26 protein-coding genes are annotated in these 26,191 nt (G+C 64.4%); 20 read left to right on the forward strand and 6 right to left on the reverse strand.

The annotated features are described in order from the left end of the window. The first annotated feature begins 70 nt into the window (after positions 1-70). The 4 genes from FGL95_RS18865 (at position 71) to FGL95_RS18880 (ending at position 3,871) form a co-directional block, all read left to right on the forward strand. A complete protein-coding gene (locus FGL95_RS18865) occupies positions 71-1,228 on the forward strand; it encodes an aminotransferase class I/II-fold pyridoxal phosphate-dependent enzyme (RefSeq protein WP_169589645.1) in 1,158 nt (385 codons plus the stop codon). Positions 1,229-1,318: 90 nt separating this feature from the next. Further along, a complete protein-coding gene (locus FGL95_RS18870) occupies positions 1,319-1,930 on the forward strand; it encodes a TetR/AcrR family transcriptional regulator (RefSeq protein WP_169589647.1) in 612 nt (203 codons plus the stop codon). A 24-nt stretch (positions 1,931-1,954) separates the two neighbouring features. Continuing rightward, the gene (purB, locus tag FGL95_RS18875) at positions 1,955-3,373 is read left to right on the forward strand and encodes an adenylosuccinate lyase (protein ID WP_169589649.1); all 1,419 of its coding nucleotides are present in this window, start codon (positions 1,955-1,957) and stop codon (positions 3,371-3,373) included. Positions 3,374-3,448: 75 nt separating this feature from the next. Further along, the gene (locus FGL95_RS18880) at positions 3,449-3,871 is read left to right on the forward strand and encodes an HIT family protein (protein WP_338079928.1); all 423 of its coding nucleotides are present in this window, start codon (positions 3,449-3,451) and stop codon (positions 3,869-3,871) included. On the opposite strand, the gene FGL95_RS18885 is transcribed toward FGL95_RS18880, so the two are convergent. Further along, positions 3,834-4,901: a DUF2330 domain-containing protein gene (locus FGL95_RS18885; protein WP_206072034.1), complete on the reverse strand. Its 1,068-nt coding sequence runs from the start codon at positions 4,899-4,901 to the stop codon at positions 3,834-3,836. The two genes, FGL95_RS18880 and FGL95_RS18885, sit on opposite strands and share 38 nt — an antisense overlap. A 115-nt stretch (positions 4,902-5,016) precedes the next feature. Between FGL95_RS18885 and FGL95_RS18890 the strand changes: the two genes are divergently transcribed. Together FGL95_RS18890 and FGL95_RS18895 are read left to right on the forward strand one after the other, a co-directional pair. Further along, the gene (locus FGL95_RS18890; protein ID WP_169589653.1) at positions 5,017-5,901 is read left to right on the forward strand and encodes a phosphoribosylaminoimidazolesuccinocarboxamide synthase; all 885 of its coding nucleotides are present in this window, start codon (positions 5,017-5,019) and stop codon (positions 5,899-5,901) included. A 23-nt stretch (positions 5,902-5,924) separates the two neighbouring features. Next, a complete protein-coding gene (locus FGL95_RS18895) occupies positions 5,925-8,051 on the forward strand; it encodes a S9 family peptidase (protein ID WP_169589655.1) in 2,127 nt (708 codons plus the stop codon). Here FGL95_RS18895 and FGL95_RS18900 read toward each other — a convergent pair. Next, positions 8,038-8,604, reverse strand: coding sequence for a TetR/AcrR family transcriptional regulator (locus FGL95_RS18900; protein ID WP_169589657.1), 567 nt, complete (start codon positions 8,602-8,604; stop codon positions 8,038-8,040). The genes FGL95_RS18895 and FGL95_RS18900 overlap by 14 nt on opposite strands. Positions 8,605-8,665: 61 nt before the next feature. On the opposite strand from FGL95_RS18900, the gene FGL95_RS18905 reads away from it, so the two are divergent. From FGL95_RS18905 to FGL95_RS18915, 3 genes are read left to right on the forward strand one after another with little or no spacing between them, the layout of a single operon-like run. Further along, positions 8,666-9,448: an SDR family oxidoreductase gene (locus tag FGL95_RS18905; RefSeq protein WP_169589659.1), complete on the forward strand. Its 783-nt coding sequence runs from the start codon at positions 8,666-8,668 to the stop codon at positions 9,446-9,448. Beyond that, positions 9,436-10,536 carry an NAD(P)H-dependent amine dehydrogenase family protein gene (locus FGL95_RS18910; protein ID WP_420838066.1) on the forward strand — a complete coding sequence of 367 codons (1,101 nt, stop codon included), beginning with the start codon at positions 9,436-9,438 and terminating at the stop codon, positions 10,534-10,536. Before FGL95_RS18905 ends, FGL95_RS18910 begins: the two co-directional genes overlap by 13 nt. Beyond that, complete coding sequence (locus tag FGL95_RS18915) at positions 10,533-11,477, forward strand: NAD-dependent epimerase/dehydratase family protein (RefSeq protein ID WP_169589663.1); 945 nt, start codon at positions 10,533-10,535, stop codon at positions 11,475-11,477. Before FGL95_RS18910 ends, FGL95_RS18915 begins: the two co-directional genes overlap by 4 nt. A gap of 36 nt (positions 11,478-11,513) precedes the next feature. Here FGL95_RS18915 and FGL95_RS18920 read toward each other — a convergent pair whose 3' ends face one another. Both FGL95_RS18920 and FGL95_RS18925 read right to left on the reverse strand, forming a co-directional pair. Beyond that, a complete protein-coding gene (locus FGL95_RS18920; protein ID WP_169589665.1) occupies positions 11,514-12,203 on the reverse strand; it encodes a response regulator in 690 nt (229 codons plus the stop codon). Then, complete coding sequence (locus tag FGL95_RS18925; protein ID WP_338079922.1) at positions 12,200-13,753, reverse strand: ATP-binding protein; 1,554 nt, start codon at positions 13,751-13,753, stop codon at positions 12,200-12,202. The genes FGL95_RS18920 and FGL95_RS18925 overlap by 4 nt, the downstream gene beginning before the upstream one ends. Before the next feature lie 120 nt (positions 13,754-13,873). Between FGL95_RS18925 and FGL95_RS18930 the strand changes: the two genes are divergently transcribed. The 3 genes from FGL95_RS18930 to FGL95_RS18940 all read left to right on the forward strand — a co-directional run bounded on the left by FGL95_RS18930 (position 13,874) and on the right by FGL95_RS18940 (position 16,580). Next, entirely contained in the window at positions 13,874-15,244 is a 1,371-nt protein-coding gene (locus FGL95_RS18930; RefSeq protein ID WP_169589668.1) for a cation:dicarboxylate symporter family transporter, read from the forward strand. A 68-nt stretch (positions 15,245-15,312) separates the two neighbouring features. Next, entirely contained in the window at positions 15,313-15,801 is a 489-nt protein-coding gene (locus tag FGL95_RS18935) for a glutathione peroxidase (RefSeq protein WP_169589670.1), read from the forward strand. A gap of 77 nt (positions 15,802-15,878) precedes the next feature. Next, positions 15,879-16,580 carry a DUF2334 domain-containing protein gene (locus FGL95_RS18940; protein WP_169589673.1) on the forward strand — a complete coding sequence of 234 codons (702 nt, stop codon included), beginning with the start codon at positions 15,879-15,881 and terminating at the stop codon, positions 16,578-16,580. A 21-nt stretch (positions 16,581-16,601) separates the two neighbouring features. On the opposite strand, the gene FGL95_RS18945 is transcribed toward FGL95_RS18940, so the two are convergent. Beyond that, entirely contained in the window at positions 16,602-17,249 is a 648-nt protein-coding gene (locus tag FGL95_RS18945) for an MBL fold metallo-hydrolase (RefSeq protein ID WP_169589675.1), read from the reverse strand. A 69-nt stretch (positions 17,250-17,318) separates the two neighbouring features. Here FGL95_RS18945 and purS point away from each other — a divergent pair, with 69 nt between their 5' ends. The 3 genes from purS to FGL95_RS18960 are packed head-to-tail and all read left to right on the forward strand — an operon-like array spanning position 17,319 to position 19,436. After that, positions 17,319-17,555, forward strand: a complete 237-nt coding sequence (purS, locus tag FGL95_RS18950) for a phosphoribosylformylglycinamidine synthase subunit PurS (protein ID WP_169589678.1) — start codon at positions 17,319-17,321, stop codon at positions 17,553-17,555. After that, on the forward strand, positions 17,552-18,229 hold the full coding sequence (purQ, locus tag FGL95_RS18955) for a phosphoribosylformylglycinamidine synthase subunit PurQ (protein WP_169589680.1): 678 nt from the start codon (positions 17,552-17,554) through the stop codon (positions 18,227-18,229). The genes purS and purQ overlap by 4 nt, the downstream gene beginning before the upstream one ends. 7 nt (positions 18,230-18,236) lie before the next feature. Then, on the forward strand, positions 18,237-19,436 hold the full coding sequence (locus FGL95_RS18960) for an MFS transporter (RefSeq protein WP_169589682.1): 1,200 nt from the start codon (positions 18,237-18,239) through the stop codon (positions 19,434-19,436). Here the strand turns inward: FGL95_RS18960 and FGL95_RS18965 are convergent. Next, positions 19,420-19,710, reverse strand: a complete 291-nt coding sequence (locus FGL95_RS18965; RefSeq protein WP_169589684.1) for a YiaA/YiaB family inner membrane protein — start codon at positions 19,708-19,710, stop codon at positions 19,420-19,422. The two genes, FGL95_RS18960 and FGL95_RS18965, sit on opposite strands and share 17 nt — an antisense overlap. Positions 19,711-19,803: 93 nt before the next feature. Between FGL95_RS18965 and FGL95_RS18970 the strand changes: the two genes are divergently transcribed. The 5 genes from FGL95_RS18970 (at position 19,804) to FGL95_RS18990 (ending at position 26,161) form a co-directional block, all read left to right on the forward strand. Beyond that, positions 19,804-21,072, forward strand: a complete 1,269-nt coding sequence (locus tag FGL95_RS18970) for a M18 family aminopeptidase (RefSeq protein ID WP_169589686.1) — start codon at positions 19,804-19,806, stop codon at positions 21,070-21,072. A 106-nt stretch (positions 21,073-21,178) separates the two neighbouring features. After that, complete coding sequence (gene purL / locus FGL95_RS18975; protein WP_169589688.1) at positions 21,179-23,473, forward strand: phosphoribosylformylglycinamidine synthase subunit PurL; 2,295 nt, start codon at positions 21,179-21,181, stop codon at positions 23,471-23,473. Beyond that, positions 23,470-25,200: an alpha/beta hydrolase gene (locus tag FGL95_RS18980; RefSeq protein ID WP_206072036.1), complete on the forward strand. Its 1,731-nt coding sequence runs from the start codon at positions 23,470-23,472 to the stop codon at positions 25,198-25,200. The genes purL and FGL95_RS18980 overlap by 4 nt, the downstream gene beginning before the upstream one ends. Next, positions 25,197-25,802, forward strand: coding sequence for a CPBP family intramembrane glutamic endopeptidase (locus tag FGL95_RS18985; RefSeq protein ID WP_169589690.1), 606 nt, complete (start codon positions 25,197-25,199; stop codon positions 25,800-25,802). The genes FGL95_RS18980 and FGL95_RS18985 overlap by 4 nt, the downstream gene beginning before the upstream one ends. Further along, positions 25,799-26,161: a sterol carrier family protein gene (locus tag FGL95_RS18990; protein ID WP_338079923.1), complete on the forward strand. Its 363-nt coding sequence runs from the start codon at positions 25,799-25,801 to the stop codon at positions 26,159-26,161. Before FGL95_RS18985 ends, FGL95_RS18990 begins: the two co-directional genes overlap by 4 nt. The last annotated feature ends 30 nt before the right edge of the window (positions 26,162-26,191 follow it).

Consider the following 26,191-nt stretch of genomic DNA (forward strand, 5'->3'; position numbering starts at 1 on the left):
CAGGAACGTCATACTGCCGAACTGATACACGGTTGCTACCCGACGGGTGCGCAGCCGCTAGCGTCGCAGTGTGCGCTCAGAATCCATTCGATCCCAAGTCGAACCGTTCCACGTCATGGACGTGTGGAAGGCGGCGACCGAACGCGCACGAACGCATGGCGACCTGTTGTCGCTGGCAGCCGGTCAGCCGTCTACGCCAGCTCCGGCTCCGGTATTGCGCGCAACCAGGGAGGCACTCGACCACGAACTGCTCGGCTATACCGAGACGTTCGGGATCGAACCGCTACGGGCCGCGATCGCCGAACACCACCGTTCGGTGTCCGGCGTGGTTGTCGATGCCGACGACGTCGTCGTCACCACCGGATCGTCGGGCGCCTTCACGCTGATCTTTCTCGCGGCGTTCGATGTGGGCGACACGGTGGTCGTCGCGCGCCCGGGATACCCGGCCTATCGCAATACCCTTGCCGCACTTGGGTGCAACGTGATCGAGATCGATTGCGGTGCGGAGACCAGGTTCCAGCCGACCGTCGCGATGCTCGACAATCTGCCCGCGCCGCCCGCAGGGCTCGTCGTCGCCAGTCCGGCAAACCCGACGGGCACCGTCATCGACCCGGCCGAGCTCGCCGCGATTGCTCGATGGTGCGACGACCATGGGACCCTTCTTATTTCGGACGAGATCTACCACGGCATCACCTACAACGATGCGGCGACGACGTCGTGTGCCTGGGAAACATCGCGCGAATCCGTCGTCATCGGTTCGGTTTCCAAGTACTTCTCCATGACCGGCTGGCGGCTCGGCTGGATGTTGGTGCCGACCGGACTCCGGCGTGCGCTGCAGCGGTTGGCGTCGAACATGACGGTGTGTCCGCCTGCAATCTCGCAGCATGCCGCGATCGCGGCTTTCACCGCAGAATCGAAAGCCGAACTGGATTCGCACGTTCGGCGGTACGCGACGAACCGGGCCCTGTTGCTGAACGGGCTGCCCGAATTGGGAATTTCGGAGCTGGCACCCGCAGACGGCGCGTTCTACGTCTACGCCGATATCGGCCACCTCACCGCCGACTCGACCGGTTGGTGTCGCCAGGTCCTCGCCGACACCGGCATTGCGCTCGCCCCGGGCGTGGACTTCGACACGGCGAGAGGTTCACGGACCGTTCGGTTTTCGTTTGCCGGCGCGACCGTCGAGATCGAAGAAGCGCTGGAAAGATTGCAACACGTTCGGTCATAAGCGGGGCCGATTCTTCGATCGCTTTACAAAGTCGGTGTGGCCTTCGCCATTCCACCCAGGTAGTCCCGGTTCGACTGGCACCATTGCTGGGTGACCACAGCGACGACCCCCAAGGGCGAACGGCGTCGTCAAGCGTTGGTTGCAGCGGCGGCCGAACTCTTGCTCGAAGGTGGATTCGATGCGATCCGGCATCGATCGGTAGCTACTCGCGCGGAATTGCCCCTGGCGTCGACGACCTATTACTTCGAGTCGCTCGACGACTTGATCGCTCGCGCAGTCGAGTTCACCGGTACCGCGGAGTTGGAGCTGATGCGCGACCGCATCAGCGTCGTCAGTCACCGCCGTCGAGGCGCCGAAGCGACAGTCGACCTCATCGTCGACCTGTTGGTCGGACCAAACGGCGCCGATGTGAACTCACGCGAGCAACTGATCGTCCGATACGAGCGATTTGTCGCGTCTGCCCGTCATCCGGAGCTACGCGACGTCCAACTCAGGATGCGCGCCCAACTCGACGACCTCCTCGCGGATGTTTTGCGCCGGTCCGGACGCGCAGTCCGGCAGGAGCAACTTCGTCGGCTCGTCGCGATCGTGGACGGTGCGGTGGTCGGCGCGCTCAGCGAAGTGGATCCGGACCCGCGCCGTATCGCCAAAGGCGCGCTGCTCGAGGTAATCGACATCGTCGCCCCGCAGGTAAGCCGGTAGCCGCAAGCAGGGCAAAATAGCTCTGTGCCTGTTCCTAATGTTCTTGCTACCCGCTACGCCAGCCCCGAGTTGGTGGCCCTGTGGTCTCCCGAATACAAGATCGTGCTCGAGCGGCAGCTGTGGCTCGAGGTGTTGCGGGCGCAGAGCGAACTCGGTGTCGCGGTGCCCGCCGAGGCGGTGGCGGATTACGAGCGTGTGCTCGAACAGGTCGACCTCGCGTCGATCGCCGAACGCGAACGCGTCACGCGCCACGATGTGAAGGCCCGGATCGAGGAGTTCAACGCTCTCGCCGGTCATGAACACGTTCACAAGGGCATGACCAGCCGCGACCTCACCGAGAACGTCGAGCAGCTGCAGATCAAGCGCTCGCTCGAGCATGTTCATGCGCACGGCGTTGCTATCGCGGCGCGCTTGGCCGAGCGGGCGACCGAGTATCAGATGCTCGTCATGGCCGGGCGGTCACACAACGTCGCAGCTCAGGCGACGACCCTCGGCAAGCGCTTCGCGTCGGCCGCTGACGAACTGCTCGTGGCGCTGACGCGGGTGCGGGAGCTGATCGACCGCTACCCACTGCGTGGCATCAAGGGGCCGATGGGGACGGCGCAAGACATGCTCGACCTGCTCGACGGCGACCCCGCGAAGCTCGATGCCCTGGAGCGCAAGGTCGCTACCCATCTCGGGTTTGCGAACGTGCTGACCAGTGTCGGCCAGGTCTATCCACGTTCGCTCGACCACGAGGTCGTCTCGGCACTCGTGCAAGTTGCGGCTGGTCCGTCGTCGTTTGCGCACACGGTCCGGCTGATGGCAGGCCACGAACTCGTCACCGAGGGCTTCCAGCCAGGCCAGGTCGGTTCTTCCGCGATGCCGCACAAGATGAATACGCGCTCGTGTGAGCGGGTGAACGGTCTGCAGGTGGTGCTGCGCGGTTATGGCTCGATGGCAGCCGAACTTGCAGGCGCGCAGTGGAACGAAGGTGATGTCTTCTGCTCCGTTGTGCGTCGAGTTGCCTTGCCGGACGCCTTCTTTGCCATCGACGGTTTGATGGAGACGTTCCTCACGGTCCTCGCCGAATTCGGGGCATACCCGGCCGTCATCGCCCGCGAGTTGGACCGCTACTTGCCGTTCCTCGCCACCACCCGGATGTTGATTGCTGCAGTACGGGCAGGCGTCGGACGTGAAACGGCGCACGAGGTCATCAAGGAGCACGCGGTCGCGGTCGCCTTGGCGATGCGCGAGCAAGGTCGCGAGCCCGACCTGCTGGACCGGCTCGCTGCCGACGATCGCTTCCCGCTCGACCGCGCCCAGCTCGACGCGGCGCTTGCCGATCGGTCCGCGTTCATCGGCGCCGCGGAGGCGCAGGTGACGGCTGTCGTCGCAGCTGTGCAAAAGCTTGCCGACGAATACCCCGACGCAGCCCGCTACGTCCCCTCGCCGATTCTTTAGCTCATACCCTTGTGAGTCTTTTTGGAGTCCCTGGACTCCAAAAAGACTCACAATGACCGGAGGTCCGTTGTGACGATTTTCGCTGAGATCATCGCCGGTCGCGCGCCGGCGAGCCGGGTGTACGAGGACGACGACGTCCTGGCTTTCATGGATATCCGGCCGTTCACGCCGGGCCACCTCCTCGTGATTCCGAAGGTCCCGGCGAGCAGCCTCGCCGAGCTCGACCCGGCGATCGGCGGCAGGCTGTTCCAAGTCGGTCAGCTGCTCGCCGCGGCCTTGCGTGAGAGCGAGGTCGGCTGTGACGGGGTCAACTTCTTCCTGGCCGACGGCGTCACGGCCGGTCAAGAGGTTTTTCACGTCCATTTGCACGTGATTCCGCGGAAAGCTGGCGACGGCTTCGGGCTCCGCGGGCGACCGACGAGCCCGCGCCGACCGGACCTCGATTACCTGGCGTCGTCGATCAAGCGCGCTCTGCCCGGCGACTCCTCCCGCGCCTGATCACCCACGAGAGCACGAACAGGTCGACAAGGACGAACAGTGCAACGCCGGTCAGGAACGGTCCGGCCATGATGCCGAGGATGCGGACTTCGTGCCGCACGTATGTCACTTGCTGGTAGTCGTCACCATTCTTCGCGGGGCCGAGCAAGAAGTCGGACGTGATCTTCGACGGTTCGCCGATGTAGGTGGTGAACGAGGTGAGGTAGGTGCCGTCGCCGACCAGCGCGGCGAGGTCGGGGTCCTCGACGTGTGCGATCGGGCCGGCGAACGTGGTCCGTACCTGCTGGTTCTGTGCGTCGACGTCACGGCGCTCGACTCGGCGATCCGCCAGTGCGTAGATCCGCACCGACTGGGGTTTCGTTGCCGCTGCCGACATCCGCATCGGGTAGACGAAGTGGTCCGACGCAAAAGTGAGCTGGACCGGATCCAGGTCACCGTTCAGCGGTTTCGTGCTGGTCAGCCGCATCGCCACGAATGCCCAGCCCTCGGAGACGTATGGCGCGAGCGATTGCGTGACCTCGGGCTTCATTGCATAGCCGTTGGTCGACAGCCAGGTCTGCAATCCGGTGAGGTCGCCGCCGGCCAGCGTGGTCGCCTCCAGAGGTCCGAGCTGGACCTGCGCGAGCACGTGGGGTGCACTTCCCAGGGGTGCGGCTGCCGTGGCGCCGTCCGAATCCGGGGACGACGTCCCGATGGCTTCCCACCATTCGTTCTTCGTCTCGACCCGCGGAGCAGTGAGTCGTTGTAGTTCGTCGAAGGTGGCGGTCTTGCCTGCCGCAACCCGCGCCGGTGTCGGCGTCGGCACGACCAACGCTGCGTTGTCGGCGTCGGATTCGAGCCCGAGCTTCAGCACAATCGTTTCTTCGTAACCGTTCCACCGAACCAACGCGGTTTCGTCCGCGACGCTCGCGCTGGCATCGGGGCTGACCACACCACCGCACGCGCACGCCTGAGCGGGCGATGCAAGCCCGATCATGGGAGCGGCGGCGAGCGCGGCAACGACGAGGACATGTCTGATGCGCGAGGACATGAGCAGACATTACTTCGGCCACGCCCGCGACCCGCACGCCGCGACTCACCGGCATTGCGCTGCGGATGTGATGACAATTGCGCGTCGCCGACCCCGGACCGATAGGGTGCCTTGAGTGCGCCCCACTTTGTCTTCGTACCCGTACCTCGCCGGTGGAAAGATCCGTGATCTGTACGCGATCGACGACGAACACATGCTGCTCGTCGCGAGCGACCGCATTTCTGCGTACGACCACGTCTTGAGCACCCCGATCCCTGACAAGGGTCGAGTCTTGACCGCGATGAGCTTTTTCTTCTTCGACGTCCTCGGTGGGACGAACCATCTTGCTGGCGAACCTGACGACGCCCGCATCCCGGACGAGGTCCGCGGCCGAGCGATGGTGGTCAAGCGCCTCAAGATGATCCCCATCGAATGCGTCGCGCGTGGCTACCTCGTCGGGTCCGGGCTGCGCGATTACCAGAAGACCGGCGCGGTGTGCGGCATCAAACTGCCCGCCGGCCTGGTCGAGGGCAGCAAACTGGTCGATCCGATCTTTACGCCCGCGACCAAGGCGGATATCGGCGAACACGATCTGAACATCGACTTTCAGGCGGTCGTCGACCAACTCGGCCCGGAACTGGCGGTCAAGCTTCGCGAGGACACTCTCGACATCTACTTCCGTGCGTCGAGTTACGCCGAGGCGCGGGGTGTCATTCTGGCGGACACGAAGTTCGAATTCGGTCTCGACAAGAACAACAACCTCGTTCTCGCCGACGAGGTGTTGACGCCGGACTCGTCGCGCTACTGGCCCGCCGACAGCTACAAGGTCGGAGCGCCGCAGCCCAGCTTCGACAAGCAGTACGTTCGCGACTGGCTCACCGGACCCGATTCGGGCTGGGACCGTGATGCCGACGGACCGCCACCGCCGTTGCCGGACGAGGTCGTCGCTGCGACGCGTGCTCGCTACATCGAGGCGTACGAGACAATCTCAGGACTGTCGTTCGCCGACTGGGTGCGTTAGGCCCGTCCGCTACGGTGGACGGCATGTCTGCTGACGCTCCGATCGCGAAGAAGGTTCCATTCGCCCGTACGCACCATGGCGATACCTTCGTCGACGAGTACGAGTGGCTTCGCGACAAGGACGATGCCGAGGTCGTCGCCTATCTGGAGGCTGAGAACGCCTACACCGACGAGCAGACGAAGCATTTGCAGCCGCTGCGCGAGCAGATCTTCGCCGAGATCAAGGCGCGCACGCAGGAAACCGATCTGTCGGTGCCGACCCGGATGGGCGAGTTCTGGTACTACTCCCGTAGTTTCGAGGGCAAGCAATACGGTGTGCATTGCCGGTGCCCGATCAGCGGTCCGGAGGACTGGACGCCACCGGAACTGACCGCTTCGCTGGCGGTACCGAACGAGCAAATTCTGCTCGACAGCAATGTGCTGGCCGACGGTCACGAATTCTTCGCACTCGGCGCTTTCTCGCTGAGCCATGACGGCACGATGCTCGCGTACTCGGTCGACGTCGTCGGCGACGAGCGCTATACGTTGCGATTCAAGGATCTGCGGACGGGGGAGTTGCTCCCGGACGAAGTTGCGGGGACATCCGCCGGTGTCACTTGGTCGCTCGATGGGTCGCACGTCTTCTATCTGACGGTCGACGACTCCTGGCGGCCCGACACTGTGTGGCGGCACAAGCTCGGCACTGCCAAGGACGACGACGTCAAGGTGTTCTACGAGCCGGACGAGCGGTACTGGGTGGGCGTCGGCTCCACGCGCAGCGAGAAGTACCTCATGATCTGGATCGGCTCCAAGATCACGACCGAGGGACGGATGCTCGAAAGCTCCGATCCCGAAGGCGAATTCAGGGTGATCCTCCCGCGCCGCGAAGGTGTCGAATACAGCGTCGAACATGCGGTCGTCGGTGGTGAGGATCGGTTTCTGATCCTGCACAACGACGTCGTCGACGGTGTGAAAGCCGAGAACTTCGTGCTCGCCGACGCGCCTGTTTCCGATCCGTCGAACACGACGACGCTCATCGAGCACCGCGACGATGTGCGAATCGAGGAGGTCGACGCGTTCGCGACCCACCTGGTACTGAGCTACCGACGGGAAGCGCTGACGCGATTGGCAATCTGGCCGCTGACCGAGACCGGTTACGGCGAGCGGGCCGAACTGGACTTCGACCTGGAGCTGTACTCGGTCGGGATGTCGGCGAACCCCGAATGGGAGCAGCGAACGGTCCGTATCGGTCTGACGTCGTTCATCACGCCGACCCAGGTGTTCGATTACGTGCTCGATACCGGTGAACTCCTGCTTCGCAAGCAGCAGCCGGTGCTCGGTGGATACGACGCGAAAGACTACGAGCAGCAACGTGATTGGGCGACGGCGTCGGATGGCACCAAGATCCCGGTCTCTCTGGTCGCGCGCAAGGGCGTGTTGGGCGGCGGACCCGCGCCGGTGATTCTCAGCGGCTACGGCTCGTACGAGGCGAGCCAGGATCCGGGTTTCTCGGTTGCCCGGCTCTCGCTGTTGGACCGCGGCATGATCTTGGCTGTCGCTCACGTTCGCGGCGGCGGCGAAATGGGCCGCCTCTGGTACGAGCACGGCAAGACGCTGACGAAGAAGAACACGTTTACCGACTTCGTCGATGTCGCCCGCCACCTCGTCGACGCCGGAATCACAACCCCGGAACACATGGTCGCCTCAGGTGGCAGTGCCGGTGGTCTGCTGATGGGTGCGGTCGCCAACATTGCGCCGGAGATGTTTGCGGGCATCATCGCGAACGTGCCCTTCGTCGACCCGCTGACGTCGATTCTCGATCCGTCGCTACCCCTCACCGTCATCGAATGGGACGAGTGGGGTAATCCCTTGGCGGACAAGGAAGTCTACGAATACATGAAGTCCTACTCGCCGTACGAGAACGTCGCGGCGATGGACTATCCGGCGATTCTGGCGATCACCAGCATCAACGACACGCGCGTGCTCTACGTCGAGCCTGCGAAATGGGTGGCGAAGCTGCGTGCCACGAAGACCGGCGACTCGCCGCTGCTGCTCAAGACCGAGATGACTGCCGGGCATGGTGGCGTGAGCGGACGCTACGCGCGGTGGAAGGAAGCCGCATTCGAATTCGCTTGGGTGCTCACAACGTCCGGCGCCGTCACAGGGGATTGACTATCCGGGGGAGCCTGGCCGCCACCGCGGCCGCGTTCTCGCCGGAAAGCAACAGCCGGACGATCATGCTGGAGCCGATGATCAGGACCATCGTCGCCTGCGCGTCCAGCGCGGCCTCGGAACCAGCGCCTTCGCCCTGCAACGTCTCGCCGAGCATGTCGATCCCCGGTGCGCCGAACTCGCGCCACAGGCTCGACTGCAGGTCCGGGTTGTCGTGCAGGGCGGCGAGTAGTCCTGGTAGCGCTGCTTGGACCTCAGGGCGTGCGAACAGGTCCAGGGTGTAGGCGAACGATCGTTGGATCCACTCCGTGGAGTCCGGGGCGTCGGCGACGGCTACCGGTTCCGTCATCCAGTTGAAGACCGCCTCGAAGATCAGTTGCGTTTTCGAAGGCCACCTGCGATACAACGCGGGCTTACCTACTCCCGCCCGCTCGGCGATGGCGACCATAGTCGTTTGCTCCCAACCGACTTCGGCGAGGAGTTCCCGGGCAGCGGCCAGCGCGGCATCGTCGATGCCGGGGTCTCGCGGTCTACCGGGCAGTTTTTCGGTCATCGGCAAAATCGTAACGCGGCGTAACGTTGAATAAATCGTTACGCCGCGTTACGTTATGAAAATGGCAAAGTTGCTCGACGGGAAGACCGTCGTCGTATCAGGCGTCGGCACCGGGTTGGGTCGCGAGGTGGCGTTGGCTGCCAGTCGAGACGGCGCGAACGTCGTGCTCGGTGCTCGGAGCGAATCGAACTTGCAGAAGGTGGCCGACGAGATCGACCCGTCGGGGGAGCGAGTCGCTTACGCCGTTACCGATATCGTCGACAAGACGTCTTGCACAGGGTTGATCGCCACTGCAGCAACAAAATTCGGTCAGGTCGATGCATTGGTCAACGTCGCTGCCAAGGAAGACGTGTTCGGTGGGCTGGCTGGTGGCGATCTCGAACAATGGCGAGCGATGTTGGATACCAACGTCATCGGCACGCTGCAGTTGACCCAGGCGGCGCTGCCCGAACTCGAGAAACAGGGCGGGTCTGTGGTGTTCATCGGCACCCAGTCGTCGTTCCACCCGCAGTTGCCGCAAGCGGCGTACTCGACGTCGAAAGGCGCATTGCACTCGGCGATGTTCTCCCTTGCGCGCGAGCTGGGCCCGAAGAAGATTCGCGTCAATATGGTTGTGCCGACGTGGATGTGGGGACCGAACGTCGAGCTGTACGTATCAATGACCGCGAAGCAGCGCAACGTGCCGGAGGACGCGATCAAAGCCAAGATCACGCGGAACATGCCACTCGGCGAGATTCCCGAGGACGGCGATGTCGCGAACGCCGTCGTTTTCTTCTCCTCCGACTATGCCCGGATGCTCACTGGGCAAACACTTTTCGTAAATGCCGGTGAATACTTCCGCTGAGAGGGTGTAAAAGCGTGTCGCACAAGGTGATCGTGTGGGGAACCGGCGTGGTCGGGAAGCTTGTCATCCGTGAGTTGCTCGATCACCCGACGTTCGAGCTGGCCGGGGTGATCGTCCACGATCCGGAAAAGGACGGCCGCGATGTCGGCGACCTCGTGGGTGGTGAGCCGGTCGGTCTGGCGGCGACGACAGACGTCGACGCAGCATTGGCAGTCGATGCCGACGCGGTCGCATACTTCGGCCCCACCGCGGCGTATGCCGACGTGAACATCGCGAACATGTCGAAGGCGCTGCGCGCGGGAAAGCATGTCGTGTCGACGGCCATGACGCCGTTCGTCTATCCGAAAGCGTGCATACCTGCGCTGATCGAGCCACTGGAACAGGCCTGCCGAGATGGCGGAAAGTCGTGCTTCACAACGGGTATCGACCCGGGCTTCGCCAACGACCTCTTCCCGATGACGCTGCTCGGGCTGTGCGGACGCGTCGACAGCGTGCGCGTCCAAGAACTGCTGGACTACGCGACTTACGCAGGTGATTACAGCTCGACGATGGGCTTCGGTGTCCCCGTCGACAAGAAGGCCATTCTCGAAGTTCCGGAGATTCTGGTGTTCGCGTGGGGCCATACGATTCCGATGATCGCGGACGCGGTCGGCGTCGAGTTGGACCGCATCGACACCGTGTACGAGAAATGGCCTGCAACCGAGCCGATCGTCTATCCGTTCGGCGTCATAGAACCGGGCCAGTGCGCGGCGGTCCGTTTCGAGATCCGCGGGTGGGTCGGCGACGAGGCGAAGATCATCATCGAACACGTCAACCGCATCACGAATGCTGCGGCGCCACATTGGCCGACGGCGACTTCGGTCGAGAACGACGCCTACCGCGTCGAGATCAAGGGCAGCCCGAACATCACACAGGAGACCGTGTTTCGCGGCGAACTCGACGGCGACCCGATCACCGGTGGCTGCCTTGCGACCGGTATGCGAGCGGTCAACGCGATCCCCGCACTCGACGACCTAGCGCCCGGAGTGGTGTCCGCACTGGACATTCCGTTGGTTGCCGGGCGCGGCACGATCCGCCAGCACAAGTGAAGCTTCTCCTCACCGGCGCCTTTGGCAACATCGGTTCGCACACGCTGACCGAGTTGCTTCGGCGCGGTCACGACGTGCGGTGCTTCTCGTTGGAAACACCGACAGAGGTCCGGCGGGCACGAGAATTTCGGTCCGTACGCGATATTCGTTGGGCGGATATCCGCGATCCGGTTGCGGTCAACCGCGCAGTGGCCGGCGTCGAGGTGGTGCTGCACTTTGCCGCCATGATTCCGCCCGGGAGCGAGGAACGCCCCGCGGTCGCGAAGCAGGTGAACGTCGACGGCACGGCGAATGTGATTGCGGCATGCGAAATGCAACCCATCCCGCCAAAGTTGGTCTTCGCGTCGACCTTCGATGTCCACGGCAACACTCTCGACAAGCCGCCGCCCCGGCACGTCGACGATCCGTTGGCTGCGATCGACCATTACAGCCAGCACAAGATCGATGGCGAGGCGATGGTCCGCAAGTCCGCGCTGACGTGGTTCATTCCGCGTTTCGCCGACGTGCCGATCATGGGGGCGCGTCGCGCCGAGCCGATCATGTTCGAGATCGGCCTCGACAACCGGATCGAGGTGCTTCATCCCGACGACGCGGCCGTGGCGATGGCGAATGCCCTCGAAACCGACGAGATCTGGGGTAAGACGCTGTTCATCGGCGGTGGCGACGGTTGCCAGGTGACCTACCGGGAGTTCATGACGAAGATGCTCGGCGCGCTCGGGCTCCGACCGCTACCGGACTCCGCGTTCAGCGAAAAGCCCTATGCCACAGACTGGGTCGACACCGCAGAAAGCCAGCGGCTGCTGCGCTACCAGCGCTACGACTTCGACAAGATCACCGCCGACATCGCAGCGACCTTGGGATGGAAGCGCCACGCGATGCCGTTGCTCGGTCCGTTGGTGGCACGGTCGATGCTGCGGCTGTCGCCCTACTACCGTGCGTGAATTTCACCCCGGGGTGGGTGAGACGCGCGCACAGGGTTAGCGCCAGACGTACAGGACCTGCGGCCGACCAGCCTTCCCGTATTCGGTCCGTCGCTGGAGGATTCCGTCGTCAGCCAATTTCTCCAGATAGCGCCACGCCGTCACGCGTGAAACGCCGACCGACTTGCCGACTTCTGTTGCGCCCAAACCATTCGGGGCGGCGCGCACTACCCGCGCGATCTCGTCCGACGTCTGCGGCGCAATGCCTTTCGGGGAAGCAGTGCGTTCTTCCGGGGTGCGAAGCACGCCCATCGCACGGTCGATATCGCGCTGGCTGACCGCTGATTCCCCTTCGGGCAACGCATTTCGAAATTCGAGGTAGCGCTCGAGCTTGTCGCGGAAGGCGGCGAAGGTGAAGGGCTTCAGCAGATAGAGCATCACTCCGTGCGCCACCGCGGACCGCACCATGGCGAGATCGCGCGCCGAGGTGATCGCGATGACGTCCGGACTTGGGCGAACGCCCCCGAGCGCCGCCGCGACGTCGAGACCGCTGGCGTCTGGTAGCCCGATGTCCATGAGTACCAAGTCGATCGGCGTACCCGCTGCGGCGGCCGTGGTCGCTGCGCGCATCGCGTCGCGCCCGGTGTGCACCACGGCGGCGACCTCGAACCCCGACATCCGCTCGACGTAGGTCTGATGCGCCGTCGCGATGAGCTTCTCGTCTTCGACGATCATCACCCGGATCATGATGCGGTCCGGGGGATCGTCACGACCACTTCCGCAGCGGGTTTTCTTTCCGCAGTGATGGTTCCGCGATAGCGGGCGACGAGTTGGCTGACCAGGGCAAGGCCGAGCCCGCGATGATTGTCTTTCGTCGAATAGCCGCGACTCCTCGCCCGTGCGAGGTCGTCGGCCGACATCCCAGGACCGCTGTCGGCCACCTTGACGACGAGCTGTGAATCGACCTCTTGCACAGTCACTTCGACCCACGCATCGGGTGAGGATAACGCCGCGTCGATGGCGTTGTCAGCAAGGTTGCCGATCAGCGTGACAGCCTCGTGCGTGGTGAGCGGGGCAGGGGAGTCGAGTGCGGTGTCGTCGCTGATGGTCAGCTCGACACCGCGTTCCGACGCCTGCCCGACCTTGCCGAGCAGCAGTGCCGCCAACGCCGGTTCCTGGACCGATCCCATCAAGCGGTCGATCAGATGCTGGGAGAGTTCGAGTTCGGCGGTGGCGAATTGGACTGCCTCGTCGTATCGGCCGAGTTCGACCATCGTGATCACTGTGTGCAGCCGATTCGCGGACTCGTGGGCCTGCGATCGTAGCGACTCCGCGAAGCCGCGGACCGAGTCGAGTTCACCGATGACGCCTTCCAGTTCGGTGTGATCGCGGATCGTCAGCACCGTTCCGATGGTGCGGCCCTCCCATTCGACGGGGTCTCGGTTGACCACCAACACCCGATTCGGTGTCACATGCATCTCGTCCCGCACGACGACCGGCGTCAGGACCTGCATCGATTCGGGTAGGTCCGTACGCCGGACCGCTCCCTCGGGCAGATCGAGGAGCCTTCTGGCTTCGTCGTTGACGACTTCGGCGACGTCGGGTGAGCGCGAAGGAAACACCAACAGGCCTTCCCGGATCGAATGCAGTACTGCGTCGTGGTGCTCGTACATGGTCCGCAGCTCGGCGGGGGCCATGCCGAGGGTCTGGCGGCGAAGCCGTCGACTGAGGAGGACGGATCCGATCGTTGCCAAAGCAAGTCCGGCGGCGGTGATTCCGAGGATGACGGGAATTCCGTGCTTGACCTGTTCGCTGATCTTGGCTCGCGTCACGCCGGCTGACACGAGGCCGATGATGGCGCCGTTGTCGTAGATCGGTGTGACCGACCGGATCGACGGACCGAGCGATCCCGTATATGTCTCGGTGAAGGTTTCACCCCGCAGTGCTCGGTCGATGTTGCCGCTGAACGGTTTTCCGATCTGGTCGACGTTCGTATGGGTGAAGCGGGTCCGGTCCGGTGCCATCACGACGATGAAATCCATGCCGGTCGCGATCCGGATTCGTTCGGTCTGTGGTTGCAGAATCGCAGTGGGATCGGGCGAGTGCAGCGCCTCGGCGGTCGATTTGGCCTGCGCGAGGCTGACGGCGATGCCGAGCACCTCCTGGCGGGTGGCGTCGTCGCTGTCGCGGCGGGCGTCGAACACGGCCAGTATCGCGCCCGCGGCGATAACGACCGTCAGGACGGCTAGCTGCAGGATCAGGACTTGCCGCGCGAGCGATACCCGACCCCTGGCCACGTCGCCTCCTTGAAAGTAATGAACGCAATCGTGACTAGCGTCACGTCCCACGGGGAACATTCTCCTCATGAGGCGAAGTGATTCACCTCACTTCGTACCCGGCTCGCGAGAGGAAACGCAATGAGCGCCCCGACCACCCCGAAAGAACAAGGTCAAAAGAAGCATGACCGCACACACTGGCTCTACATGTCGGTGATCGTTGCGGTGTTCGCCGGGATACTCGTCGGCTGGCTCGCGCCAGGCGTCGGCAAGTCGGTGGGCGTGCTCGGCACGATGTTCATCAGCTTGATCAAGATGATGATCAGCCCCGTCATCTTCTGCACGATCGTGCTCGGCATCGGCTCGGTGAAAGCCGCCGCGAGCGTCGGCAAGGTCGGTGGCATCGCACTCGCCTACTTCGTGTCGATGTCGACTGTCGCATTGGGAATCGGCCTGGTGGTCGGCAACATCATCCAACCGGGCAGTGGCCTCGACATCTCGGCGCATGCCAGCGCAGGCGAGAAATATGCCGAAACGGCGCATGGCGCAGGCGGCACGATGGAGTTCCTCCAGAGCATCATCCCAACGTCGCTGCTGTCGTCGCTGACCGCAGGAAGCGTGCTGCAGACGTTGTTCGTCGCGCTTCTCGTCGGGTTCGGGATCCAAGCGCTCGGCAAGACCGGTGAACCGATCCTTCGGGGTATCGGTTCGATCCAGAAACTCGTCTTCCGAATCCTGTCGATGATTCTGTGGCTCGCCCCGATCGGCGCATTCGGCGCCATCGCGAACGTGGTCGGACAGACCGGCCTCAACGCGGTCGTCCAGCTCGGCACCCTGATGCTGGCCTTCTACCTGACCTGCGCAATCTTCGTCTTCGGCGTCCTCGGCCTCATCCTCAAGTGGGTCTCCGGATTCTCGATCTTCCGCCTGGTCCGCTACTTGGCCAGGGAGTACCTGCTCATCGTCGCGACGTCGTCGTCCGAGTCGGCCCTGCCGCGGTTGATCGCAAAGATGGAGCACCTCGGCGTCCAGCGGACCACCGTCGGAGTCGTTGTACCGACCGGCTACTCGTTCAACCTCGACGGCACCGCGATCTACCTGACCATGGCATCGATCTTCATCGCCGACGCGATGGGCCAGCCGCTCGCTCTCGCCGAGCAGTTCTCGCTGCTCGCCTTCATGATCATCGCCTCCAAGGGCGCAGCAGGAGTCAGCGGTGCAGGCCTGGCAACGCTGGCAGGCGGACTGCAGAGCCACCGGCCCGAACTGCTCGACGGAGTCGGCTTGATCGTCGGCATCGACCGGTTCATGTCCGAAGCCCGCGCGGTCACCAACTTCTCCGGCAATGCCGTCGCCACCGTCCTCGTCGGTACCTGGACCAAGACGATCGACAACGCTCAGGTGAAGGCTGTCCTCGCAGGCAAGTTGCCCTTCGACGAGGAACTGATGGTCGACGACCATCTCCCCGAAGACAAGGCTCCCGCCGAAAAGAAGGAGCTCGTCAGCGCCTAGCGGAGCGGTAGAAGAGGGAGTCGCATGCGAATGCGGCTCCCTTTTCGCATGCGCGCTAGCCTGAATTCATGGACCTGACCAATATTGCAGTAAACACACTCGGCGGCGTGCCGACCTCGCTCGGCGAATACAGCGGTCGGGCTGTCCTTCTCGTGAACGTTGCGTCGAAATGTGGCCTCACGCCACAGTATTCGGCGTTGGAGAAGCTCGCGACCGAGTATGCCGACCGCGGCCTCACCGTGATCGGAGCGCCGTGCAATCAGTTCATGGGGCAGGAACCTGGTACGGCAGAAGAGATTCAGACGTTCTGCTCGTCCACCTACGGGGTGACGTTTCCGTTGCTGGAGAAGCTCGAAGTCAACGGTGCCCAGCGCCACCCGATCTACGCCGAGCTCACACAAACGCCTGATGCAGACGGCAAGAGCGGCGACATCCAGTGGAACTTCGAAAAGTTCTTGATCGCACCTGACGGGACCGTGGCGAATCGCTTCCGCCCGCGGACGACACCCGATTCGCCCGAGGTGATCGCAGCGATCGAAGCAATCCTGCCGAACTGAGCGGTTTTCCACCGAATTCGTCCGACAGTCACGCTGCAGGAACTGCGTGTACACCTGCGGATGCGACTGTGAAACCCATGAGCGGTGAACTGATCGTTTCGATTTCGGGGATCAGGGACGAGACCCTTGGGGCAGCGAAGAAATTTGCCGGCGAGATGGATCGGCGCGGCGTACCGCTGTCGCTGCTCGTCGCGCCCCGGCTGAAGGACAAGTACCGCCTCGTCCGCGACGAGCCGACGCAGGAATGGCTGCGCCGACGGCGTGACGACGGCGACTCGATCGTCCTGCACGGCTACGACCAGGCAGCGACGGGCAGGCGAAAGGCGGAGTTCGCCGGCCTGCCCGAGCACGAGGCCAGGTTGCGACTGACTGCGGCCGACCGCGTGATGGAGCAGACCGGCTTGCGGACCAGGCTCTTTGCGGCTCCGCAATGGTCTGCATCGGACGGCGCCATGGCTGTTCTCCCCGACCTCGGCTTCCGGCTCGTCGCCGGGCTGACCGCAGTCCACGACCTCGAACGGTCCACCTCGGTCCGCGCGCGGGTGATCGGCATCGGCGAAGGTTTCCGCGCCGAACCGTGGTGGTGTCGGGCATTGGTCATGGGCTCGGGCCGCATCGCCCGCCGCGGTGGCACATTGCGGCTCGCCGTTTCGGCGAAGCAACTTGGCAGGTCCGGACCGCGCCAAGCGATGCTCGACGCGGTCGACCTCGCGCTGTATCACGGTGCTCACCCGAGCATTTACCGTTGGAGCCCGCTGGCAGCGACCCGCGCTGCGTAAGCCTCACGACGGATGTTCAGCTCAGCGGAGCTGGAGCGATTCCTCTTCTGGCAGCACCTTGAATTCGGTTCCCTCAGGCGCCATTTCGGCTAGCCGCGCGTAGTAGATCCCGCGCCCCGCATCCGAGACCACCTCTTGGTGGATCGGAAAGGCGAAGCGTGGCTTGACCGCTCGTAGATAGTCGACGGTCTCACTGAGCTTCATCCACGGCGCTGCAGCGGGGAGCGCGAGGATGTCGACCGGATACGACGGCACGAACAGCGAGTCGCCGGGATGAAGTAGTTGAGCGGGCTCCTCGGCGGTGCCCACCAGGTAGACGGTGTTGTCGATCACTGGAAGGTCTGGGTGGATGACCGCGTGCCGCCCACCGGCGCCTGTGATTCGCGTCTGCCCGAGTTCGACGACCTGTCCGGAGGCCACGGGGGTCCAGGCGTCACCGAACTGCGCGGCCGACTGCGGATCGGCGAACAGCTTCGCACCGGGATTCGCCTCTATCAATGCAGGTAGGCGTGCTGGGTCGGCATGGTCCGGGTGCTGATGGGTGATGAAGATTGCGTCGAGCCCGTCGATTCCCTCGAAGCCGTGGGAGAAGTTGCCGGGGTCGAAAAGGATCTTCGAATCGTTGGTCTCGACCAGGATGCAGGAGTGTCTGAAATGGCTGACGCGCATGTCTCCACCTTAGGGCCGGTAAACTGCCCGCGTCGGGAGTCTCCACAGCAAAACAACGAGGAGCAGCACGTGGCGCGTGTCGTGGTCGATGTCATGCCGAAGGCCGAGATCTTGGATCCGCAGGGGCAGGCCATCGTCGGCGCGCTACCGCGCCTGGGGTTCGCCGGTGTCTCGGACGTACGGCAGGGAAAGCGGTTCGAGCTCGAGGTCGACGATGCAGTCGACGATGCCGAGCTGGCGAAGATCGCTGAATCACTGCTGTGCAACACGGTGATCGAAGAGTGGAAAGTGACCCGCCTGTCATGACTGCCCGGGTAGGGGTCATCACGTTCCCAGGGACGCTCGATGACGTCGATGCAGCACGTGCGGTCCGGCTCTCGGGCGCCGAGGCGGTCAGCTTGTGGCATGCCGACGCGGATCTCAAAGGCGTCGACGCCGTCATCGTCCCGGGCGGATTCTCGTACGGCGACTACTTGCGGGCCGGCGCGATCGCCCGCTTCGCACCCGTGATGGGCGAAGTGATTCGCGGCGCGCAAGGCGGTTTGCCGGTCCTCGGAATCTGCAACGGCTTCCAGGTGCTGTGCGAATCCGGTTTGCTGCCGGGCGCTTTGACCCGCAACGAAAATCTGCACTTCATCTGCCGTGATCAGTGGCTGACGGTCGCGTCCAACGCGACAGCGTGGTCGTCGCGGTACGAGCCGAATGCGGAGATCCTTGTGCCGCTGAAGTCCGGCGAGGGCCGTTTCCAGGCGCCACAGAAAGTGTTGGACGAACTCGAAGGCGAAGGCCGCGTGGTGTTCCGCTACTCGGGTGAGAATCCGAACGGCTCGCAAAACAGCATCGCCGGAATCACCTCCGCGAACGGCCGTGTCGTGGGGCTGATGCCGCATCCCGAGCACGCGACCGAGGCACTGACCGGGCCGAGCGACGACGGTCTCGGCATGTTCCTCTCGTTGCTCGATTCGCTGGTGTCGGCTTAATCCACGAATGAGTCGGCGTCGCTCACTGCTTCGCCGTAGTGCTCGGTTTCGCATCCTATGGACGTCGCGCGCGACCTCCTACCTCGGCGAATCGCTGGGCTTGGTGGCGTTGCTGGTCCACCTCCAAGGTGCGGCGGCGGCTGCGATCGCCGCAGCGATGCTGTTGTTCGCTGTCGATTTCGTGCCGGGATTGTTCGGTCCGCTCGCAGGCGCGATCGCTGACCGGTTCGACCTGCGCAAGGTGCTGATCGGCTGCGAACTGACCCAAGCCGCGTTCACCGCGATCATCGCCGCCACGCTGCCGCCGCTACCTGTGCTCCTAGTGCTCGTTGTGGTCCGGGGCTTGGCGGCCCAGATCTATCTGCCCGCGTCGCGCAGCGCCGTCCCGTCGATCGTCGACGACAGTGACGTCGAGGCTGCGAATTCGACCCTCGGCGCCGGGACCTACGGAATGGAAGCCGCCGGACCGCTCGGTGCCGCGGCGCTGTTCACCTTTCTCGGAGTGCAGGGACTACTCGTTCTCACCAGCGTCAGCTTCGCGATTGCAGCGTTGGTCCTGCTGGGATTACCTGCACTCGAGCCGGCCGTCGCCGGCCCACACGAGGGGATCATTTCCGCCACCCGCGCGGGCATCGGGTTCTTGTGGTCGACGCCGACGGTCCGAGTTGTCGCGATCGGCTTCTTCGTGGTCGTTGCGCTGACCGGCGTCGACGACGTCGCGCTCGTCTTCTTGGCGAAGGACGCCCTACACAGCTCCGACGCTGCTGCTGCCGCGCTGTACGCGGGTGTCGGAATCGGGCTCGCCATCGGATATCCGTTGCTGGCTCGATACGCCTCGCGCACGTCTGCGCTGGTCCTGCTGATCGTCGGGTTCGCAGTCAGCAGCGCAGGCAACCTGTTGACCGGGCTAGCCGGCGCGGTGGTCGCGGCGCTGCTGATTCAGGTGATCCGCGGGCTCGGGCTCGCCGCGCTCGACGTCGGCGTCAACACCTACCTACAACGGACCGTGCCGAGAGAAGTACTCGGCCGCGTGTTCGGCACCGTCTACGGCCTCGTCGGCGTCGCGGCAGGCGCGTCGTATCTGCTGGGTGGAGTGCTGCTGTCGCTCACCGACGCGCCGACGACTCTCGTCGTATCCGGAGCCAGCGCGTTGCTCGCGACCGCGATCACGGCACTCGCGCTGCGGCGCGTCACGCAGCCGTCTTGAACGGATCGTGATCGGCCAGAAGCTTTTCCAGTCGCGCCTCGTCGATTCGCTCACGCACCGTGTCGCGCTCGGTCTGGTCGCGAATCACCTTGGCGAGGGTGAAGCAGCTCGTCACGAGGAACAATGCGGACATGATGAGGAAGCTCTTCTGCCACGCGTCGATCGGCAGGTAATAGATCCCACCGATGGTGCCGGTGAGGCTGACTCCGAACGCGAGAATGGCTTGTAGATAAAAGGCAGCGGTGTTGGTGGACTTCGGTTTCGGTGTGGTCATGCGCGAATTCTGCCGATCGCCGATGAGGGACAACTGAGTACGACTACTCGAGTGGCCCTGGGTACTTTGCTCCTATTGCCTAGGATCGCAGTCATGCCAGCCACGCTCGCCAGTGCAAATGGATTGTGCGCGTTCGTCGACGCGTCCCCGTCGCCGTTCCACGTCTGCGAAACCGCCGCCGCCGAGTTGGTGCGTCACGACTTCGTCGAACTCGCGGAAGCCGACGCCTGGCCGACCGAGGCAGGCCGCTACTACGTCATCCGCGGCGGATCGTTGGTCGCGTGGAGCACCGACAGCTCCGCGCAGGGATTTCGGATCGTCGGCGGCCATACCGACAGCCCCAATCTGCGCGTCAAGCAGCATCCCGACCTGACGTCCGCGGGATGGCAGCTCGTCGGACTGGAGCCGTACGGCGGCGCGTGGCTCAACTCGTGGCTCGATCGCGAACTCGGGTTGTCCGGACGATTGGCAGTACGGACGGGCAATGGCGTCGAGCAGAAACTCGTCCGCATCGACCGCGCGGTCCTGCGGGTGCCGCAGCTCGCCATTCACCTCAGCGAGGACCGCAAGGGCGTGCACCTCGACCCACAACGCCACCTCAACGGGATCTGGGGGACCGGCAGCTCGCCTTCCCTGATCGAGTTCGTCAGTGCCGAAGCCGGCGTGGCGGCCGACTCGGTACTGGGGTGGGAGTTGATGACGCACGATCTGGCGCCCAGTTGCGTGACCGGTGTCGAATCGGAGCTGGTCAGCGCGCCACGGCTGGACAATCAGGGAACCTGCTACGCCGGACTGCATGCGCTGCTGGCCGCGGCCGACAATCCTGGTCCGTCGACGCCGGTGCTCGCGTTGTTCGACCACGAGGAGGTCGGCAGTGGTTCGGACCGAGGCGCCCAGTCGGACCTGCTCGGCACCGTTCTCGAGCGCATCGTGCTGAATCGTGGCGGCGATCGCCAAGACTTCATGCGGGCGATGGCGGCGTCGATCTGTGCCTCCGGCGACATGGCCCATGCAACACATCCGAACTACCCGGAGCGCCACGAGCCTGCACACCGGATATCGATCAACGGCGGTCCGGTGCTGAAGGTGAATCAGAACCTGCGGTACGCGACGGACGCGGTCGGGGCCGGCGCTTTCGCCCTCGCGTGCGAGCAAGCCGGGGTGCCGTTGCAGCGGTACGTCCATCGCGCGGATCTGCCGTGCGGCTCCACGATCGGACCGATCACGGCTGCGCGGACCGGACTGTCCACGGTCGACGTCGGTGCAGCTCAGCTCGCCATGCACAGCGCCCGCGAGCTGATGGGCGCCGACGACGTCAAGGCCTACTCCGACGCGCTGGGGGCGTTTCTGGCGCCTGGGTAGTGGTCGGTGGTGCGTGGAAGCCCTCACGGCCCGGTGACCTGGAAAGTGGCCGACTAGACTCTCTTCGAGGCTCCACGCCCGCAGGACCGAAAGGACGCCACTCTCCGTGACTACGCAGGTCGATACCGTCAGCGCAGCCGCAGCATCTCCCGACAACCCGCAGCCGTACAAAGAGCTCGGTCTCAAGGACGACGAGTATGTGCGGATCAAGGAGATCCTCGGTCGCCGGCCGACTGATGCCGAGCTCGCGATGTACTCGGTGATGTGGAGCGAGCACTGCTCGTACAAGTCGTCGAAGGTGCATCTGCGCTACTTCGGTGAAACCACGACCGACGAGATGCGGGCCTCGATGCTCGCGGGCATCGGCGAGAACGCGGGCGTCGTCGACGTCGGCGACGGCTGGGCAGTCACGTTCAAGGTCGAAAGCCACAATCACCCGTCCTATGTCGAGCCCTATCAGGGTGCGGCGACCGGAGTCGGCGGCATCGTGCGCGACATCATGGCGATGGGCGCGCGGCCGATCGCGGTCATGGATCAGCTTCGCTTCGGTGCCGCGGATGCTCCCGATACCCGTCGCGTGGTCGACGGTGTCGTGCGCGGTGTCGGCGGCTACGGCAACTCGCTCGGGCTGCCGAATGTCGGCGGCGAGACCGTCTTCGACGAATCCTATGCAGGAAACCCGCTGGTGAATGCGCTGTGCGCAGGCGTCATGCGAGTCGAGGACCTGCATCTTGCATTCGCGTCCGGAGCGGGCAACAAGATCATTCTGTTCGGCGCGCGGACTGGCCTCGACGGAATCGGTGGCGTATCGGTCCTGGCGAGCGACACGTTCTCCGGTGACGAGTCCGGCACAGGTCGCAAGAAGCTGCCTGCGGTTCAGGTCGGCGACCCGTTCACCGAGAAGGTGCTGATCGAGTGTTGCCTCGATCTGTATGCCGCCAAGCTGGTCGTCGGTATTCAGGATCTCGGTGGCGCTGGATTGTCTTGCGCCACTTCTGAACTGGCTGCTGCTGGTGACGGTGGTATGCATATCGATCTGGACAAGGTGCCGCTGCGGGCGACGAATATGACGCCGGCCGAGGTGCTGTCGAGCGAGTCGCAAGAGCGCATGTGCGCCGTCGTCACACCGGAGAACGTGGATGCGTTCATGGCGGTCTGCAAGAAGTGGGACGTGCTGGCCACGGTCATCGGCGAGGTCACCGACGGCGACCATCTTGTCATTTCCTGGAATGGCGAGACCGTCGTGGACGTGCCGCCGCGCACGGTCGCGCACGAGGGTCCCGTCTACACCCGGCCCGTCGAACGGCCGGCCGATCAGGACGATCTGATTGCCGCATCGCCGGATTCGCTGCCCCGCCCGTCAACTCCTGACGAACTGCGCGCGACCCTGCTGCAGATGCTCGGCAGTCCGCAATTATGCAGTCGCCGTTGGATAGTCGAGCAGTACGACCGCTACGTCCGGGGTAACACGGTCCTCGCCGAGCACGCCGATGCGGGCGTGATCCGGATCGACGAGGAAACCGGTCGGGGTATTGCCTTGGCAACGGATGCGTCCGGCCGCTATACGAAGCTCGACCCGTACACCGGTGCGCAGTTGGCGCTGGCCGAGGCGTTCCGCAACGTCGCCACCACAGGCGCCACCCCGAAAGCAGTGACCAACTGCCTCAACTTCGGCTCGCCCGAAGATCCCGGCGTGATGTGGCAGTTCCAGCAAGCTGTGCGTGGTCTCGCGGATGGCTGTGCGACGCTTGGCATTCCGGTGACGGGCGGCAACGTCAGTTTCTACAACCAGACCGGTCGGACGCCGATCCTGCCGACGCCAGTCGTCGGTGTGCTCGGTGTCATCGACGACGTGCACCGGCGCATTCCGACCGGCATCGGCCACGAGTTGGGGGAGACCCTGATTCTGCTCGGCGATACCCACGACGAATTCGGCGGATCGATCTGGGCCCAGGTCGCGCACGATCACCTCGGTGGCGTACCGCCGAAGGTCGACTTCGCTCGTGAGCAACTGCTCGCCGAGATTCTGCTTGCGGGTTCGCGCGACGGCATGATCAGCGCTGCGCACGACCTGTCGGAAGGTGGTCTCGCGCAGACCGTCGTCGAAGCAGCCCTCGCGGGCGAAACTGGTTGCCGGATAATCCTTCCCGAGGGTGCCGACCCATTTGTCGCGTTGTTCTCCGAATCGGCTGGCCGCGTGTTGGTCGCCGTTCCGCGCACGGAGGAAACGCGGTTCACGAAGATGTGTGACGCACGGTCGATGCCGTGGGTGCGCATCGGCGTGGTCGACCAAGGCTCCGACTCCGTGGAGGTCCAGGGCGTGTTCGACGTGCCCCTCACCGAATTGCGCACGACGTTCGAGGCAACGCTGCCCGCGTTGTTCGGGACGCACGCGGATTGACCATCGCTACCGTCGAACAGAGCCCCGCGCGCCGCGTCGCGCGGCGGCTCTCGCGGGTCGGGCGTGCGATAGATCTGAACTTCGTCGGACTTGTCGTTGCCGGCATCTTCTTCGCGTGGTCGGTGACTCCATCACTGCTGCCGCGGGATTGGATGTTTCAAGGGCTGATCAGCGGGATCAACGCTGCGCTGGGTTATGGCCTCGGGTGTGTGTTGGAATGGCTGTTCCGCAGGCTGATTCGGCCGCGATTGCGCATATCGGCGCCGCCGCAATGGGTTTCGTTCAGTCTGAAGGTAGCGATCCTGGTGACCGTGCTCGGCGGCGCTGCCTACATGCTGGTGCTGGCTGCGCAATGGCAACGGCACCAATCGACGCTCATGGGCATGGTCGGCACGACGACACCTGCGTACTTTCGTACGGGCGCACTGAGTTTCGTCGTCATCACTGCTATTGTCGCGGCGTTTCGCATGGTCCGCAGGATTGTGCGGTGGAATGCGAAGCTGTTGAATCGATGGATTCGCATTCCGAGATCGGTTGCGCCGACCGTAGGTTCGTTCGTCGTCGTCGTAGTTGCCGTGACGTTGTTCAACGGTGTTCTCGCGCGCGGGTTCTTCGCCGCAGCCAACTCGTTGTTCAGCATTCGCAACGATCAGACGTCGCCTGCCGCTGTGCAGCCCCAAGGGCCTGAGCGGTCCGGGAGTCCGTCTTCGCTGATTCCGTGGAAGACGCTCGGTTCCGAAGGTCGCTGGTTCGTATCGCAGGGCCTGGACGCAGGGCTGATCGGACTCACGACAGGTAAGGCAGCGAAGGAGCCGATTCGGGTGTACTCGGGCCTCGAGTCCGCGAATGGCCCAGCGGCACAGGCGGATCTCGCGGTCGCCGAGCTGGAGCGGACGCACGCCTTCGACCGAAAAGTGCTCGTCGTCATCACAACGACGGGTACCGGGTGGGTGAACTCGACGGCGGCGTCGGCGATAGAGCTGATGTACGGCGGCGACACGGCGATTGTCGCGACGCAGTATTCGTATCTGCCGAGCGTGCTGTCGTTTCTTGCCGACCGCACGAAGGTTGCAGAGGCAGGCGCGATCTTGTTCGACAAGGTCTACGAACACTGGGCGCAACGCCCGGAGGAACTTCGGCCGAAGTTGCTCGTGTACGGGGAGAGCCTCGGGTCGCAGGGTTCCGAGGCTGCGTTCGACGGGATCGGGGAATTGCGGTCCAAGGTCGACGGTGCGCTGTGGGTGGGCCCGCCGAACTCGAATCGTATTTGGGGGCAATTCGTTTCGCGCCGCGACCCAGGAAGTCCCGAGGTCGAGCCGGTCTACGCCGACGGCTTGGTCGTGCGATTCGGCGGCGATGAGGAAGACCTGGAACAGCCGCCGAGACCGTGGCTGATGCCACGCGTGGCGTATCTGCAGCATCCGTCGGATCCGATTGTGTGGTGGTCGCCGGACCTGCTGTTCTCGCGCCCGGACTGGTTGTCCGAGCCACGCGGCGCCGACGTGACCAACGAGGTCACCTGGCGGCCCGTCGTCACCTTCTGGCAGGTGGCTGCCGACCTGACCAATGCAACCTCGGTGCCCGCCGGTCACGGTCACCGGTACGGGACGTTGGTACTCGACGCGTGGGTCGCGTTGTTGCCGCCGCCGGATTGGACGCAGGCCGACACCGAACGAGTCCGCGCCGTGCTCGATGCGTTGGACGAGCAAGAGCAAGAAGCGAAATGACTGGTCGCGTCGTGGCGTGTGCAGCAATCGCCGTTCCGCTGCTGTGGAGCAACTGGGCCTTGCCCGCCGCCGGGCTCGGTCCGCGCGGCCGCACGTTCGCGAACGCCTGCTTCGCCACGGGCTACGGGCTCGCGCTGGGCAGGCGGGTGCCGTGGCTGACGCGGGACGGCCTGGTCGTCGGGGCTGCAGCGGCCGTAGCGCCGCTGGCGGGCTATGGGGTCGTCGCATCGCTGCCTGCTGCTCGGGCGGCCGTCGGCGAGGCGCCGCGTGACGACCTTGCCGAGTGGACGCTGGTGCACATTCCGATCGGCACGGTCTATGCCGAGGAGCTGATCTTCCGTGGCACCTTGGATCCATTGCTGGAGAACGTGTTCGGGCCGCAGGTCGGTGGTGTGCTCGGTGCGGCGACGTTCGGCCTGTGGCACATCCAGCCTGCGCGGGTAGCGGAGCAGAATGTGGTCGGGACCGTTGTCGCCACCAGCCTCGCGGGCCTGGTGTTCGGCTGGCTGCGGCATCGAGGTGGCAGCGTCGTCGCACCGGCTTTGCTCCATTTCGCCCTCAATGTGGGTGGGGCAGTGCTGGCGTCGAAGGTCCAGTCGTGAGCGATCTTCGCGCTGACCTTCTCGCCGTGGCGGAGTGGCTGCGCGACGAAGCGACCCCCGCCCCGGACCGGAAAGTGCTGGCAGCTGCTGTACGCACCAGCGCCCGTGCGTTGGCAAAAGACGCGCCGGGCAAGTCGGTGGAGGTCCGAGTCCCGCCTTTCGTTGCAGTGCAATGCATTTCCGGACCGCGGCACACCAGAGGAACGCCACCCAATGTTGTCGAGACCGACGCCCGGACCTGGTTGCTCCTCGCCACCGGTCTCCTGACCTTCGAGAAAGCAGTCGAGGAAACCAGGGTCATGGCATCGGGGAGCCGGGCGAGCGAGGTCGCGCAGTGGCTCCCGCTCCTACCCTTGTGAGTCTTTTTGGAGTCCAGGGACTCCTAAAAG

The organism is Antrihabitans stalactiti, from assembly GCF_012932915.1.
In the GTDB taxonomy this organism is placed as follows: Bacteria; Actinomycetota; Actinomycetes; order Mycobacteriales; family Mycobacteriaceae; genus Antrihabitans; species Antrihabitans stalactiti.